This is a genomic window from Pseudomonas sp. HMWF021 (genome assembly GCF_003061005.1).
Classification (GTDB): Bacteria; Pseudomonadota; Gammaproteobacteria; order Pseudomonadales; family Pseudomonadaceae; genus Aquipseudomonas.
The window spans coordinates 120,945-135,053 of record NZ_QAIK01000107.1 but is presented as its reverse complement, the minus strand read 5'-3'; the positions used below and the strand labels follow the sequence as shown (position 1 = coordinate 135,053).

The 14,109-nt window shown below is 61.9% G+C and carries 13 protein-coding genes and 1 pseudogene; 9 read left to right on the top strand and 5 right to left on the bottom strand.

All coding sequences use genetic code 11. The features are described 5' to 3' along the window. From ubiB to DBR18_RS30300, 9 genes and pseudogenes are all read left to right on the top strand, one after another. Window positions 1-1,511, top strand: a 1,511-nt coding sequence (ubiB, locus tag DBR18_RS14815; protein WP_256588709.1) for a ubiquinone biosynthesis regulatory protein kinase UbiB, incomplete at its 5' end; no start/stop codon positions are given. Window positions 1,512-1,591: 80 nt separating this feature from the next. Next, window positions 1,592-1,993 carry a phosphoribosyl-AMP cyclohydrolase gene (gene hisI, locus DBR18_RS14810; RefSeq protein WP_108590863.1) on the top strand — a complete coding sequence of 134 codons (402 nt, stop codon included), beginning with the start codon at window positions 1,592-1,594 and terminating at the stop codon, window positions 1,991-1,993. Further along, a complete protein-coding gene (locus DBR18_RS14805; RefSeq protein ID WP_003220849.1) occupies window positions 1,986-2,318 on the top strand; it encodes a phosphoribosyl-ATP diphosphatase in 333 nt (110 codons plus the stop codon). The genes hisI and DBR18_RS14805 overlap by 8 nt, the downstream gene beginning before the upstream one ends. A 25-nt stretch (window positions 2,319-2,343) precedes the next feature. After that, window positions 2,344-2,625: a twin-arginine translocase TatA/TatE family subunit gene (locus DBR18_RS14800; protein ID WP_003220847.1), complete on the top strand. Its 282-nt coding sequence runs from the start codon at window positions 2,344-2,346 to the stop codon at window positions 2,623-2,625. A 10-nt stretch (window positions 2,626-2,635) separates the two neighbouring features. Continuing rightward, a complete protein-coding gene (gene tatB, locus DBR18_RS14795) occupies window positions 2,636-3,094 on the top strand; it encodes a Sec-independent protein translocase protein TatB (protein WP_108590862.1) in 459 nt (152 codons plus the stop codon). Beyond that, window positions 3,091-3,882 carry a twin-arginine translocase subunit TatC gene (gene tatC / locus DBR18_RS14790; RefSeq protein ID WP_047290879.1) on the top strand — a complete coding sequence of 264 codons (792 nt, stop codon included), beginning with the start codon at window positions 3,091-3,093 and terminating at the stop codon, window positions 3,880-3,882. Before tatB ends, tatC begins: the two co-directional genes overlap by 4 nt. Continuing rightward, window positions 3,879-4,586 (top strand): 16S rRNA (uracil(1498)-N(3))-methyltransferase, encoded by a 708-nt coding sequence (locus DBR18_RS14785; protein ID WP_108590861.1) that lies wholly within the window; start codon window positions 3,879-3,881, stop codon window positions 4,584-4,586. Before tatC ends, DBR18_RS14785 begins: the two co-directional genes overlap by 4 nt. A gap of 192 nt (window positions 4,587-4,778) precedes the next feature. Then, window positions 4,779-5,840 (top strand): annotated as a pseudogene (locus DBR18_RS30305) (methyl-accepting chemotaxis protein); the annotation flags it as partial. Then, the gene (locus tag DBR18_RS30300; RefSeq protein ID WP_371915146.1) at window positions 5,823-6,695 is read left to right on the top strand and encodes a methyl-accepting chemotaxis protein; all 873 of its coding nucleotides are present in this window, start codon (window positions 5,823-5,825) and stop codon (window positions 6,693-6,695) included. The pseudogene DBR18_RS30305 and the gene DBR18_RS30300, both read left to right, overlap by 18 nt. Window positions 6,696-6,849: 154 nt before the next feature. Here the strand turns inward: DBR18_RS30300 and DBR18_RS14770 are convergent, their stop codons facing one another. The 5 genes from DBR18_RS14770 to DBR18_RS14750 form a co-directional block, all read right to left on the bottom strand. After that, entirely contained in the window at window positions 6,850-7,584 is a 735-nt protein-coding gene (locus DBR18_RS14770; RefSeq protein ID WP_108590859.1) for an amino acid ABC transporter ATP-binding protein, read from the bottom strand. Next, entirely contained in the window at window positions 7,577-8,536 is a 960-nt protein-coding gene (locus DBR18_RS14765; RefSeq protein WP_108590858.1) for an amino acid ABC transporter permease, read from the bottom strand. Before DBR18_RS14765 ends, DBR18_RS14770 begins: the two co-directional genes overlap by 8 nt. A gap of 161 nt (window positions 8,537-8,697) precedes the next feature. Continuing rightward, entirely contained in the window at window positions 8,698-9,495 is a 798-nt protein-coding gene (locus DBR18_RS14760; RefSeq protein WP_108590857.1) for a transporter substrate-binding domain-containing protein, read from the bottom strand. Between the two features lie 236 nt (window positions 9,496-9,731). Further along, window positions 9,732-12,302 (bottom strand): glucans biosynthesis glucosyltransferase MdoH, encoded by a 2,571-nt coding sequence (gene mdoH / locus DBR18_RS14755; protein ID WP_108590856.1) that lies wholly within the window; start codon window positions 12,300-12,302, stop codon window positions 9,732-9,734. Continuing rightward, entirely contained in the window at window positions 12,295-14,079 is a 1,785-nt protein-coding gene (locus tag DBR18_RS14750) for a glucan biosynthesis protein G (protein WP_177482388.1), read from the bottom strand. Before DBR18_RS14750 ends, mdoH begins: the two co-directional genes overlap by 8 nt. Window positions 14,080-14,109: the final 30 nt, after the last annotated feature.

The following is a 14,109-nucleotide window of genomic DNA, read 5'->3' as shown; positions in this document are numbered from 1 at the left end:
GGTTTCTCCTGGCGCTGCGCTATGTGCTGCCGTGGCGCTGGTTGCCGCGCAAGCCGCTGGAGCTGAGCCGTGGCGCGCGCCTGCGTCTGGCGCTGCAGGATCTGGGGCCGATCTTCATCAAGTTCGGGCAGATTCTCTCGACCCGCCGCGACCTGCTGCCGGAAGACATCGCCGATGAGCTGATGCTGCTGCAGGACCGCGTGCCGCCGTTCGATTCGCAGCTGTCGGTCAAACTGATCGAGGAGCAGCTGGGCAAGAAGATCAGCGAAGTGTTTAGCCGCTTTGACGTCGAACCGCTGGCCTCGGCCTCGGTGGCACAGGTGCACGCCGCGCAACTGAAGACCGGCGAAGAAGTGGTGGTCAAGGTGATCCGCCCGGGCCTGAAACCGGTGATCGCCCAGGATCTGGCGTGGCTGTTCATCCTCGCCCGCGCCGCCGAGAAAGTCTCCGCCGACGCCCGCCTGCTGCACCCGGTGGACGTGGTGCAGGACTACGAAAAAACCATCTACGACGAACTCGACCTGTTGCGCGAGGCGGCCAACGCCAGCCAGTTGAAGCGCAACTTCGAAGGCTCGCCGCTGCTCTACGTGCCGCAGGTCTATTGGGACTGGTGCCGGCCGAAAGTACTGGTGATGGAGCGCATCTACGGGATTCAGGTGACGGATCTGGCGACCCTCGCCGACCAGCGCACCGACATGAAAATGCTCGCCGAGCGCGGCGTGGAAATCTTCTTCACCCAGGTGTTCCGCGACAGTTTCTTCCATGCCGACATGCACCCGGGCAACATCTTCGTCAGCACCGTCAACCCGTGGAGCCCGCAGTACATCGCGATCGACTGCGGCATCGTCGGCAGCCTGACTCCGGAAGACCAGGACTATCTGGCGCGCAACCTGTTCGCCTTCTTCAAACGCGACTACCGTCGCGTGGCGCAATTGCACATCGATTCGGGCTGGGTCCCGGCGGAAACCAAACTCAACGAATTCGAAGCGGCGATCCGCACCGTGTGCGAGCCGATCTTCGAAAAACCGTTAAAAGATATTTCATTTGGTCAGGTGCTGATGCGTCTGTTCCAGACCGCGCGCCGCTTCAACATGGAAGTCCAGCCGCAGTTGGTGCTGCTGCAAAAGACTCTGTTGAACATTGAGGGCCTCGGCCGTCAGCTGTATCCGGATCTGGATCTGTGGAACACCGCGCAGCCGTTCCTCGAGCGCTGGATGCGCGAGCGCGTCAGCCCCAAAGCCTTGATCGGCAACGTGCAGAGCCAGTTCGAACAGCTGCCGCATCTGGCCAACATGGCCCGCGATCTGCTCGAACGCATGTCGCAACCACACGCCTACGACCCGCCGCCCCCGTGGCACAAACGCAAGGACGACTGGTTCCTGCGCCTGCTCGGTTGCGCGCATCTGGCCGGCGGGACGATCCTCGCCGCCGGTGGTCCGTTGCACGAACTGGGGCATTGGCCGGCGGGCATCATGGTGGCCGTCGGCTTGTATCTGGTCGTTCGCCGATAGCCAGTTCGCTGATCGGCTGGCACACTGTTTCAACGCCTGAACCCGACTATTGAAGTGCGGGTTCGCTGTCGGAGTCGAAGATGAAAAACTGGCTGGACGAGATCAAGTGGGACGCCGATGGCCTGGTGCCGGCGATTGCCCAGGATCACAAGACCGGACGCGTGCTGATGATGGCCTGGATGAACCGCGAAGCGCTGGAGCTGACCGCTGCGGAAAACCGTGCAATCTACTGGTCACGTTCCCGTGGCAAGCTGTGGCGCAAGGGCGAAGAGTCCGGCCACGTACAGACCCTGCATGAAATGCGCCTGGACTGTGACGCCGACGTGATCATCCTGGTGGTCGAACAGATTGGCGACATCGCTTGCCATACCGGCCGTCAAAGCTGCTTTTACCGCGTCTACGAAAACGGCGACTGGAAAACGGTCGACCCGGTTCTGAAAGACCCGCACGCCATCTATTCCGCAGGACACAAACATGAGTGACACCCTGACCCGCCTCGCTCAGGTACTTGAAGAGCGCAAAGGCGCAGCGGCCGACAGCTCATATGTAGCTAGTCTGTATCACAAGGGCCTGAACAAGATTCTGGAGAAAGTCGGCGAAGAGTCGGTCGAAACCATTATTGCCGCCAAGGACGCCGCCATCAGCGGTGACTGCAGCGATGTGATCTACGAGACCGCCGACCTGTGGTTCCACAGCATGGTCATGCTCGCCCAGTTGGGGCAGCATCCGCAGGCCGTGCTGGATGAACTGGATCGTCGCTTCGGTCTGTCCGGACACGTCGAGAAAGCCTCGCGTCCGTCCGCCTGAACAATTTTTAGAGAGGAACAGCAACATGGGCATTTTTGACTGGAAACACTGGATCGTCATTCTGGTAGTCGTGGTGCTGGTGTTCGGCACCAAGAAACTGAAAAACCTCGGCACCGACGTCGGTGAGTCGATCAAGGGCTTCCGTAAAGCCATGAACGACGACGAGAAACCCGCCGCCGATCCGACCGTAACGCCTGCGCAACCGGTGCCTCCGGTGCAGCCGCAAGCCACCGCTCAGGCCAACCCGCCGCACACCATCGACGTGCAGGCGCAGAAAGTCGAAGAGCCGATCCGCAAAGACGTGTGAGCACTGACTAATGTTTGGTATCAGCTTCTCTGAACTGCTGCTCGTCGGCCTCGTTGCCCTGCTGGTGCTGGGTCCCGAGCGTCTGCCGGGCGCTGCGCGCACTGCCGGCCTGTGGGTCGGGCGGCTGAAGCGCAGCTTCAACGCGATCAAACAGGAAGTTGAACGTGAAATCGGTGCCGACGAGATCCGTCGGCAACTGCACAACGAGCACATTCTGTCGCTGGAGCAGGAGGCGCGGAAGATTTTCACGCCGGTTCAGCAGGAGCCGACGCCGGTTGAGCATGTAGGTGAGCAGACGATTCATGCGCCAGCCGCGCCTGCTGCACCTGCGTCTGCACCTGCACCTGCACCTGCCACAACCGAACCTGTGCCCGCTGCTGCAAATACTTCGGTTGAACACGTAGCTCCAACCGCCGCGCCGATCACACCTGCGCCTCACGACCCCACACTGCCGCCGCGAGCCCCATGAGCGATCTCCCCGAAAACGACCAGCACATGCCGCTGGTTTCGCACCTCACTGAATTGCGCACCCGCCTGCTGCGTTGTGTGGCGGCGGTGTTCATCATCTTCGCCGGGTTGTTCGCGTTCACCCAGCAGATCTACACCTTCGTCTCGACGCCGCTGCGCCAGTACCTGCCGGCCGGTGCGACGATGATCGCCACGGATGTGTCGTCGCCGTTCCTGACGCCGCTGAAGCTGACGATGATGGTCTCGCTGTTCCTTGCGATCCCGGTGATCCTGCATCAGATCTGGGGCTTCATCGCGCCGGGCCTGTACAAGCATGAGAAGCGCGTCGCCGTGCCGCTGCTGGTGTCGAGCATCCTGCTGTTCTACACCGGCATGGCGTTCGCCTATTACTTCGTGTTTCCGCTGATCTTCAAGTTCTTCGCCGCCGCCACCCCGGCCGGCGTGGAAATGATGACCGACATCACCAGTTACCTCGACTTCGTGATGACGCTGTTCTTCGCCTTTGGCGTTGCCTTCGAAATCCCGGTGGCCGTGGTGCTGCTGGTGTGGATCGGCGTGGTCGACGTCAAATACCTGAAGAAGATCCGTCCGTACGTGATCATCGGCTGCTTCGTGGTCGGCATGATCCTGACCCCGCCGGACATCTTCTCGCAGACCCTGCTGGCCGTGCCAATGTGGATGCTGTTTGAAATCGGCATTCTGTTCGGCAGCCTGGTCAGCAAGCGTGAACGCCCGGACGAAACGCCGGCCGACGATCACAACGACCAGCCGCCAGCGACCCAGGCATGAACCTGCTGTTGCTCGAAGAGGCCGACTTCATCGCGGCCGACCGCGTCGTGCTGCGTGACCGGCGCCTGACCCACATGCAGGAAGTTCACCGTTCGGAAGTCGGTGACAGTCTGCGCGTGGGACGCATCAATGGCTTGATGGGTTCGGCCGAGCTGCTGCGCCTTGAGGCTGGCGAAGCCGAGTTGCGCGTCAGCCTCGATCAACCACCGCCGGCCAAACTGCCGCTTACCCTGGTGCTGGCCCTGCCAAGGCCGAAAATGCTGCGCCGGGTGTTCCAGACCGTGGCGACCATGGGCGTGTCGAAGGTGATTCTGGTCAACAGCTATCGGGTCGAGAAGAGTTTCTGGCAGACGCCGTTTCTGGAGCCGGAAGCGATTCGCGAGAATCTGATCCTCGGCCTCGAGCAGGCCCGCGATACCGTGCTGCCGGACGTCATCATCGAGAAACGCTTCAAGCCGTTCGTCGAAGACCGCCTGCCGGCGATCAGCGAAGGCACACTCGGTCTGGTCGGCCATCCCGGCAACTACCCGCCATGCCCACGGGCGCTGAGCGAACCGGTAACGCTGGCGATCGGCCCCGAAGGGGGCTGGATCCCCTACGAAATCGACCTGCTGGGTAAATCCGGTTTGCAACCGGTGCAACTGGGCGAGCGCATCCTGCGCGTCGAAACCGCCGTCACCGCCCTGCTCGCCCGCCTGTTCTGACACACCTCTCCCTGTAGGAGCTGCCGCAGGCTGCGATCTTTTGATTTTGTTTTTTAACAGCAAGATCAAAAGATCGCAGCCTGCGGCAGCTCCTACACAGGGGCGGTGTCGGACAAATCGGGTTACAGATTGCCATCTCCCCGCCGATACAGTCCCCATAAGTCCAATTAGTGGTCCGAGGGGAGTCGTCGCATGTACCGTTGGTTAGCCGAGAATCTTGGGAACGTCAGCGTCAAACGCAAGCTGGGCATCGGTTTCGGCCTGGTGCTGTTACTCACTCTGCTGATCACCTTCACCGGCTGGACCGGCATGGGCGGCATCATCAGCCGTGGCGACAAGCTGGGGTTCATCTCCAGCCTCAACGAGCTGACCAAGGACCTGCGCCTGGCACGCCTGGACTACGAAATGCGTCGCGGCGAACAAGGCCCGGGCGCGGTCAACGAGCTGCTGGGCAAACTCGACAGCGGCCTGCAAACCGCTCGCGGTCTGATCGAACAACCGGCCGACGCCGCCAAGGTCGATCAGCAACTGGCCGCCGTCGCCGAATACAAGCGTGCCTTCGCCGACATGGTGCAGGCCGGCGCCAACCGCGAAGACGCCCGCAGCAAACTCGGCGCCACCGCCGACAATGCTGTGGCCAAGGTCGCCGAAGTGGAGAAATCCATGCTCCAGGGCGATAGCGTGGCGCAGTTCAACGCGGTGATCGACCTGAGCAAACTGATTCAACAAGCGCGCTTCCAGGTGCGTGGCTACACCTACAGCGGCAAGACAGAAGCCGAACAACCTGCACTCGACGCCATCGACAACGCCCTGAAAAACCTCGAAACCCTGCCGGCCAAACTGCCTGAGCAGCACATCGCCAACCTGCAACAGGCCACCGACTCGCTCAAGGCCTATCGCGCAGCGGTCAGCCAGTTCCGCGACTCGCAGGTCGCCAGTGCCCAGGCCCTGGCCCGCATGTCCGCGCAGGGCGACATCCTGCTCGACGTCAGCAAAAAGCTCACCGAATCGCAAACCGTGGTACGTGACACCGACGCCGCCAGCGCCAGGAACCAGTTGATCATCGCCACCCTGCTGGCCGTGGCCTTCGGTTTGCTCGCCGCGTGGGCGATCACTCGGCAGATCATCATCCCGCTGAACCAGACCCTGAAAGTCGCCGAACGCGTGGCCGCCGGCGACCTGACCCACAATCTGGTCTCGCAGCGCCGCGACGAACTCGGTCAGTTGCAGCGTTCGATGCAGAGCATGACCCAAGGCCTGCGCGAGTTGATCGGTGGCATCAGCGACGGCGTCACGCAGATTGCCAGCGCCGCCGAGGAACTGTCGGCGGTCACCGAGCAGACCAGCGCCGGGGTCAACAATCAGAAAGTCGAGACCGACCAGGTCGCCACCGCCATGAACGAAATGGCCGCCACCGTGCAGGAAGTCGCGCGCAATGCCGAAGAGGCTTCCGAAGCCGCCGTGGCCGCCGACCAGCAGGCCCGTGAAGGCGACAAGGTGGTCGGTGAAGCCATTGCGCAGATCGAGCGCCTGGCCGTTGAAGTCGGCCACTCCACCGAGGCCATGGGCGAGCTCAAGCGCGAAAGCGACAAGATCGGCAGCGTGCTCGACGTGATCAAGTCCGTCGCCCAGCAAACCAACCTGCTGGCGCTGAACGCGGCCATCGAAGCGGCGCGGGCCGGTGAAGCCGGGCGTGGTTTTGCGGTGGTCGCCGATGAAGTGCGCAGCCTCGCCCAGCGCACGCAGAAGTCCACCGAAGAGATCGAAGAGCTGATCGTCGGCCTGCAGAACGGCACCCAGCAAGTGGCGACGATCATGGACAACAGCCGCAGCCTGACCGACAGCAGCGTCGAACTGACCCGCCGTGCCGGTGGCTCACTGGAAAGCATCACCCGCACCGTGTCGGCGATTCAGGCGATGAACCAGCAGATCGCAGCGGCAGCCGAGCAGCAGAGTGCCGTGGCTGAAGAGATCAACCGTAGCGTGCTGAATGTGCGGGATGTGTCGGATCAGACCTCGGCGGCGAGTGAAGAAACGGCGGCGTCGAGTGTTGAGCTGGCGCGGTTGGGGACGCATCTGCAGATGCTGGTGGGGCGGTTCAAGGTTTGAGGTGATGCATTGGCCTCGGTTCACTGTGGACTGAGGTGATGCTATCGCTGGCAAGCCAGCTCCCACAGGTTTCCAGTCGTTCACAAAGTTTGTGTTCAACCCATTCACTGTGGGAGCTGGCTTGCCAGCGATGGCGTCCGAAAGAACGCCGCCGTTACAACACCTGCCGCAGGAACGCCTGGGCGCGCGGATCCTTCGGTGCATCGAAGAACTCCGCCGGAGAAGCATCTTCCAGCAGTTTGCCGTGATCGAAGAACAGCACCCGATCCGCCACTTCCCGGGCAAAACCCATTTCGTGGGTCACGCAGACCATGGTCATGCCTTCCACAGCCAGGTTCTTCATCACATCCAGCACTTCACCGACCATTTCCGGGTCGAGGGCCGACGTCGGTTCGTCGAACAGCATCACTTTCGGGTCCATTGCCAGTGCCCGGGCAATCGCCACGCGCTGTTGCTGACCGCCGGACAGGCGTGACGGGTATTCCCGGGCCTTCTGCGCGATACCGACCTTCTCCAGCAACGCCAGGGCCTTGGCCTCGCTTTCCTTTTGCCCGCGCTTGCGCACGACTTTCTGCGCCAGGCAGAGGTTTTCCAGCACGGTCATGTGCGGGAACAGGTTGAAATGCTGGAACACCATGCCGACTTCGCGGCGGTAGGCGTTGACGTCGGTTTTCGGGTCGGCCAGTTGCAGGCCGTCGATGCTCACCGAGCCCGAGTCGAATTCTTCCAGGCCGTTGAGGCAGCGCAGGAAGGTCGACTTGCCCGAGCCGGACGGGCCGATCACCACCAGCACTTCGCCCTTGGCGACGGAGGTGGTGACGTTATCCACCGCCCGGACTACCTGGCCACGGGTGTCGAAGACTTTTACCAGATCGCAGACTTCAATCACTTTGCGCGAGCCTCCGCTCAAGCCGACTGGCGATTTTCGACAGCGGCAGGTTGATCAACAGGTACAGGCCGGCAACGCAGAACAGGATCTCGAATGGCGAGAACGAGGTGGTGATGACTTCACGGCCGCTTTTCAGCAGCTCGGTGATCGCGATCACCGACACCAGCGAAGTGTCTTTGACCAGACTGATGAACTGCCCCGCCAACGGTGGTAGCACGCGTTTGAACGCCTGCGGCAGCACCACATGGCGCATCGACTGGCCAGCACTCAGACCCAGCGAACGCGCCGCTTCGTTCTGCCCGCGGGCAATCGACTGCACGCCGGAACGGATGATCTCCGCCACGTAGGCGCCGGTGAACAGCGACAGCGCGGCGATCCCGGCGAACTCCCGGGACAGGTTCATCACCGTGCCGATGAAGAAATAGAAAATGAAAATCTGCACCAGCAGCGGCGTGCCGCGCACCAGTTCGACGTAGATGCTCGACAGGTCGCGCAGGGTCGGGTTGCTCGACAGGCGGCACAGCCCGGTGACCAGTCCGATCAGCAGACCGAGCACACCAGACACCACCGACAGCCACAGCGTCGTCCACAGGCCCCACAGCAGCGGACCTGCCGCCCAATGCCGGGTCACGCCCACGACGTCACCTTCAGCCACATCGTCGCCCTGAGCGAATTGCAGGCTGTTCTCATCGACGGTCAGGTGCTGCTCGTCACCGGCGTCGTTGCGCAGAGTGACCTGCGCGCTGCCGCCCTTGCGCACCAGTTCGGTGACGGTGGAGATGTCAGCGGCGCGCTGGGTTTCTTCGGCCTGATAGGCGAAATACTGCGGCACGCGGTTCCAGCGCCACTCGTAGGACATCAGCGACGTGGCGTAATACAACGCACCCGCCAGGCCGACCAGCACCAGCACGGTCAGGACGTGCCAGGGCCATTGGGCTTTTTTCTGTTTCATCTGTTTTACAGTTTCCGGATTCTGTGTCGCCTGTAAGGGCCTCATCGCGGGCAAGCCCGCTCCCACAGTGTTTTAGGTGAGCACATATTTTGCGGTCGACGCTAAACCTGGGGGGAGCGGGCTTGCCCGCGATTGGAGCGACGCGGTCTGGCTGACCGGCGTTATTCCATGTCCTTGAGCCACTCGGTGCTCTTGAACCACTTGTCATGGATGCGATCGTAGGTGCCGTCTTCGTGGATCTGGTGCAGGAAGTTGTTGATGAAGTTGATGCTGTCGTAGTCACCCTTCTTCAGACCGAAGGCCAGTGGCTCGTAGGTGAACGGCTTGTCGAGGAACACCAGTTTGCCGGCGCCGACCTTGTTCACCGCGACCACGTTGTACGGCGCGTCGTAAATGAACGCATCGGCCTTGCCGTTGACCACGTCGAGCACGGCTTCCTGCTCGTTGTCGTAGCCGTGGTACTTGGCTTTGGCGATCAGTTTCTTGGCGACCATTTCGCCGGTAGTGCCGAGCTTGGAGGTGATGCGGTAGTCGGCGGTGTTCAGGTCTTTATAGGACTTGATGGTGCCTTCCAGCTCCTTGCGGATCAGCAGGGTCTGGCCGACCACGATGAACGGTTCGCTGAAGTTCAGGCGCAGGTTGCGTTCCTGGGTCAGGGTCATGCCGCTGCCGATCATGTCGAACTTGTCGGTCATCAGGGCCGCAATGATCCCGTCGTAACCGGTGGACACCAGCTCCAGCTTGACGCCCATGGCCTTGGACATGGCTTTGAGGATGTCGACTTCGAAGCCGATGATCTCGCCGCGCTTGTTGGTCATTTCGAACGGCATGTAGGTCGGATCCATACCGACTTTCAACGTGCCGCGCTTGACCGCGTCATCGATTGCACCGGCGTGCGCCGCATTGACTGCAACCAGTGCCGTGACGCCGACCAGCAGCATCGACAGATACTTCTTCATCTTCAAGTCCCCAAAACCATTGCATGTGCGGCGCGAAAACCAGCCGTGATGGGCAAAAATGCCCGGGTGCGCCAATTCGGGGACGGATGCTAACGCACTCGTCCGTTTGCACAAGGTTTTTTGCGGGGATTTGTTTATGCGGGAGGGTTTTAAAAGCAAAAGATCGCAGCCTCCGGCAGCTCCTACAGGGGTACACATACCCCTGTAGGAGCTGCCGAAGGCTGCGATCTTTTTTATCAGGCCGGTTGAGCCTGCATGCTCAGCGGTCGCAACGGCAGCAGCGGTGCATGCGGATCGGCTTTCACCGAAGCGCGCCAGGCATCCAGCCACTCGTTGTGGCCCTCGGCCCAGACCAGCTCGTGCAGACGCGCCAGCGCTACCGGATCGCTCAGCAGTTGCAGGCGATCATGGTTGCTCAGCGCCGCCGGACCGGCCTTCAGGGCGTGACGCACACGCTCCTGACGCAGCCACTCGATCGGCTCGGCCTGTCCGTGACGGGATGTCGCCAGCGAGCACGCCAGGGCGTTCTGCTGCGGATCGACCACGGCGCGGATGAAGCCGTCGTTCAGCGCGTGCCAGCGGTTCTCGTGGGTGTACTGGTCGGTCGCCAGCAAGGCCTGCGGCGGATTGTATTCTTCAGGGATGAGGAACAGGCTCTCGTCACGGGACTTGAGGCCCAGACCGACACGGCTGGAAATCACCGACACCGGGATCGACAGCATCAGCGAACCGACGATCGGCACCAGCCACCACAGGAAGCTCGGGTTCAGCCAGATCACCAGCAACGCCCAGCAGAAACCCAGCAGGGTCTGCGGCCCGTGGCGCTTGACCGCCTCGCTCCATGGCGTGGAGTCGTCGTCACGCTGCGGCGAGTTCCAGGTCGCGGCCCAGCCAAGGAACGCGGCGAGGACGAAACGGGTGTGGAAAATCATCCGCACCGGCGCCAGCAGCATGGAGAACAGCATCTCCAGCAGCATCGACAGGGTAACCTTGAACTTGCCGCCGAACTCTTTCGCGCCCTTGGCCCAGATCAGGATGATGCTCAACAGCTTCGGCAGGAACAGCAGCACGATGGTGGTCGAGAACAGCGCGATCGCCTTGTCCGGGTGCCATTGCGGCCACAGCGGATAGAGCTGACGCGGTTCAAGGAAGTATTGCGGCTCCATCAGCGTGTTCACCGCCAGCAGCGCGGTGGACAGCACCAGGAAGAAGAACCACAACGGCGCCGACAGGTACGACATCACGCCGGTGAGGAACACCGCGCGGTGCACCGGGTGCATGCCTTTGACCAGGAACAGGCGGAAGTTCATCAGGTTGCCGTGGCACCAGCGACGGTCACGCTTGAGTTCGTCGAGCAGGTTCGGCGGCAGTTCTTCGTAGCTGCCCGGCAGGTCGTAGGCGATCCACACGCCCCAACCGGCACGGCGCATCAGCGCGGCTTCAACGAAGTCGTGAGACAGGATCGCCCCGGAGAACGCGCCTTTGCCCGGCAACGGCGCCAGGGCGCAGTGGTCGATGAACGGCTTCATGCGGATGATCGCGTTGTGACCCCAGTAGTGGGATTCACCCAGCTGCCAGAAGTGCAGACCGGCGGTGAACAGCGGGCCATAAACGCGGGTGGCGAACTGCTGCATGCGTGCATACAGCGTGTCCATGCCCGACGCACGCGGCGCGGTCTGGATGATCCCGGCGTCCGGCGTGGCTTCCATCAGGCGTACCAGACTGGTCAGGCACTCGCCGCTCATCACCGAGTCGGCATCGAGCACGACCATGTACTTGTAGTCACCGCCCCAGCGACGGCAGAAGTCGTCGAGGTTGCCGCTCTTGCGTTTCACGCGACGACGACGGCGGCGATAGAAGATCTTGCCGAAGCCTTTGGCTTCGCGGCAGACGTCCAGCCAGGCCTGTTGCTCGGCGACGCAGATATCGGTGTCGTTACTGTCGCTGAGGACGAAGAAGTCGAAGCGATCCAGATCACCGGTGGCCGCAACCGATTCGAACGTGGCGCGCAGACCGGCGAATACCCGGGGCACGTCTTCGTTGCAGATCGGCATGACCAGCGCAGTACGGGCATCTTTCGGAATCGGCTCGTTGCCGGCGCTTTTGCCGGAGATACGGTATTTATCGTGGCCGGTGAGCAACTCGAGGAAGCCCATCAACGCGGTCCAGAAACCGGCCGATACCCAGCAGAACAGAATCCCGAACAGGATCAGGATGCTGGTCTGCAGCGCATACGGCAGCACTTGCGTGGCGGTTTGCAGCAGCGGCTGGTGCAGCACTTCGTCCAGATCGACGAACGACCAGCCCTGGTACGGCATGATGCCTTTCATGTACCAGCCGGCGACGATGGTCTGGCCGAGCATCAGCAGCAACAGAATGTAGCGACGGATCGAACCGACCGTACGCCAGCGCGCGGCGGGCAATACGTTCTGGTCTTTCGGTGGCTGCGGCGGATTGGTCCGCCCGGTCAGACGGCGCCAGCCGCGCACCAGAATATTGGTGCGCCACGGTTCCGGCACGACCTTGGTCCGACGGATCGGCGGCGTTGCCTTGAGGCTGACCCGGCCACTGGCGTCGAGTACCAGCATTTCCGCTTCTTCCAGCTCTTGGGCGGTGCTCAGGGTCAGGCGCTTGCCCACCGAAGCCTGGGCGGCTTCGGCAGGGGCGTCGAACGTCGGCGACGACAGGCGTTGATGCAGCTCGCTGAAAGACTGGCAGCCCGCGAGTTCCGCGCGCTGCTCGTCGGTCATCGGCAGATGCGCCAGATACTCGGAAAGAGTCTCTGGCTGTACTTGAGAGTTACTCATCGGCAGGCAACTGATAGCTCCAGGTCTCGGTCAGGACTTCTTCAGTCGGTGCCGATTCCGGTGTGGCTGGGGCCGCGTTCGCAGCCGCTGGCTGCTTGGCGTCTTTGTTGGCCTTGTCCTTGGCATCTGCTGCTGGCTTGGCGTCGGCCTGTTTGCCGTCGGCTGCCTTGGCTTCCTTGTCTTCCTTCTCTTGTTGCTTGGCCGCAACCTTGTCCGCCTTGGCCACCGACGAATTCGACGCCGGTACCGAAGACTTGGCCAGATCAGCGGTCACCACTGGCTGAACCAGCGCGGCGCGCATCTCGGTGGACTTGCTCGCGTCCTTGATCTTCATGCGCAGGGTCAGGCGCCAGCCCTTGGTCTCAGGGTTGTAGCGCACGCTGTTCTCGACCAGCTCGGCGTTATCGCCAACGCTGACCTGGCTGCGCACGTCGGCATCCGGGGCCAGAGCGGCCAGCGACGGACCTTCGAAGTCCACCAGATAAGCGACGCTGCCGTCCGGCTGACGGATCAGGTTCGACTGCTTGACGTCACCGGTCGAACGCAGGGTCTGCTTGACCCAGGCGCTGTCGGGGGCGTGAATTGCCGCTTCGTCCATGGTCCAGTGCATGCGGTAGGCGAAGTCCAGCGGCTTGCCCGGCTCCGGCATGGTTTCCGGGTTCCAGAACGCAACGATGTTGTCGTTGGTTTCGTCGGCGGTCGGAATCTCTACCAGATCAACGGTGCCCTTGCCCCACTCGCCCTTCGGCTCGATCCAGGCGCTTGGGCGCTTGTCGTAGCGATCGTCGAGGTCTTCGTAGTGGCTGAAATCACGGCCACGTTGCAGCAGACCGAAACCACGCGGGTTCTCGACGCTGAAGTTGCTCACGGCCAGGTGTTTCGGGTTGTTCAGCGGACGCCAGATCCACTCGCCGTTGCCGGCATGGATCGACAGGCCGCTGGAGTCGTGCAGTTCACGACGGTAATTGAGGACTTTCGACGGCTGGTTGGCGCCGAACAGGAACATGCTGGTCAACGGCGCGATGCCCAGTTTGCCGACCTTGTCACGCAGGAACATCTGCGCTTTGACGTCGACAATGGTGTCGCTGCCCGGACGCAGGATCAGGCGGTAGGCACCGGTGGCGCGCGGCGAATCGAGCAGGGCGAAGATCACCAGATGCTTGTCGCCCGGCTTCGGCTGTTGAATCCAGAACTCGCGGAAACGCGGGAATTCTTCGCCCGACGGCAGCGCGGTATCGATCGCCAGACCACGGGCCGACAGACCGTAGGTGTGGCCCTTGCCAACGACGCGGAAGTAGCTCGCGCCGAGCATGGTCATGATTTCGTCTTGCTTGTCGGCCTTGTTGATCGGGTACAGCACACGGAAACCGGCGTAGCCCAGTTGCTCGGTGGCTTTCGGGTCGAACTTGAGGTCGCCGAAATCGAAGCGGGTCGGATCGTATTTGATCTCTTCGACGGTGTTCGCCGTGATTTCGTTGATTTTCACCGGCGTATCGAAGTGCATGCCCTGGTGATAGAACGACAGCTTGAACGGGGTCTTCTGATCGGCCCACTCAGCCTTTTCGGTGAGGAAGCGGATTTTCTGATAGTCCGCGAACTTCATATCGCGGAATTCGTTCGGCAGGTTGCTGCGCGGGGCTTCGAATTTCTGCCCGGCGAGCTCTTTAGCCTTGGCTGATACATCGTCAAGATTGAACGCCCAAAGCTGGCCGGCGCTGAGCAGGCACAGGAGCGCCGAACCCGCTACCAGGGCACTTCGCATGCGTTTGGCAGACATTTTTGCTGCATTACAGGGACTAACAATCAC

What these genes read in the sequence shown, in the direction of transcription:
- hisI (WP_108590863.1), top strand. Translation starts at nt 1,592, where the DNA reads ATGAAAAACTGGCTGGACGAGATCAAGTGGGACGCCGATGGCCTGGTG.
- DBR18_RS14805 (WP_003220849.1), top strand. Translation starts at nt 1,986, where the DNA reads ATGAGTGACACCCTGACCCGCCTCGCTCAGGTACTTGAAGAGCGCAAA.
- DBR18_RS14800 (WP_003220847.1), top strand. Translation starts at nt 2,344, where the DNA reads ATGGGCATTTTTGACTGGAAACACTGGATCGTCATTCTGGTAGTCGTG.
- tatB (WP_108590862.1), top strand. Translation starts at nt 2,636, where the DNA reads ATGTTTGGTATCAGCTTCTCTGAACTGCTGCTCGTCGGCCTCGTTGCC.
- tatC (WP_047290879.1), top strand. Translation starts at nt 3,091, where the DNA reads ATGAGCGATCTCCCCGAAAACGACCAGCACATGCCGCTGGTTTCGCAC.
- DBR18_RS14785 (WP_108590861.1), top strand. Translation starts at nt 3,879, where the DNA reads ATGAACCTGCTGTTGCTCGAAGAGGCCGACTTCATCGCGGCCGACCGC.
- DBR18_RS30300 (WP_371915146.1), top strand. Translation starts at nt 5,823, where the DNA reads ATGCAGAGCATGACCCAAGGCCTGCGCGAGTTGATCGGTGGCATCAGC.
- DBR18_RS14765 (WP_108590858.1), bottom strand. Translation starts at nt 8,536, where the DNA reads ATGAAACAGAAAAAAGCCCAATGGCCCTGGCACGTCCTGACCGTGCTG.
- DBR18_RS14760 (WP_108590857.1), bottom strand. Translation starts at nt 9,495, where the DNA reads ATGAAGAAGTATCTGTCGATGCTGCTGGTCGGCGTCACGGCACTGGTT.
- mdoH (WP_108590856.1), bottom strand. Translation starts at nt 12,302, where the DNA reads ATGAGTAACTCTCAAGTACAGCCAGAGACTCTTTCCGAGTATCTGGCG.
- DBR18_RS14750 (WP_177482388.1), bottom strand. Translation starts at nt 14,079, where the DNA reads ATGTCTGCCAAACGCATGCGAAGTGCCCTGGTAGCGGGTTCGGCGCTC.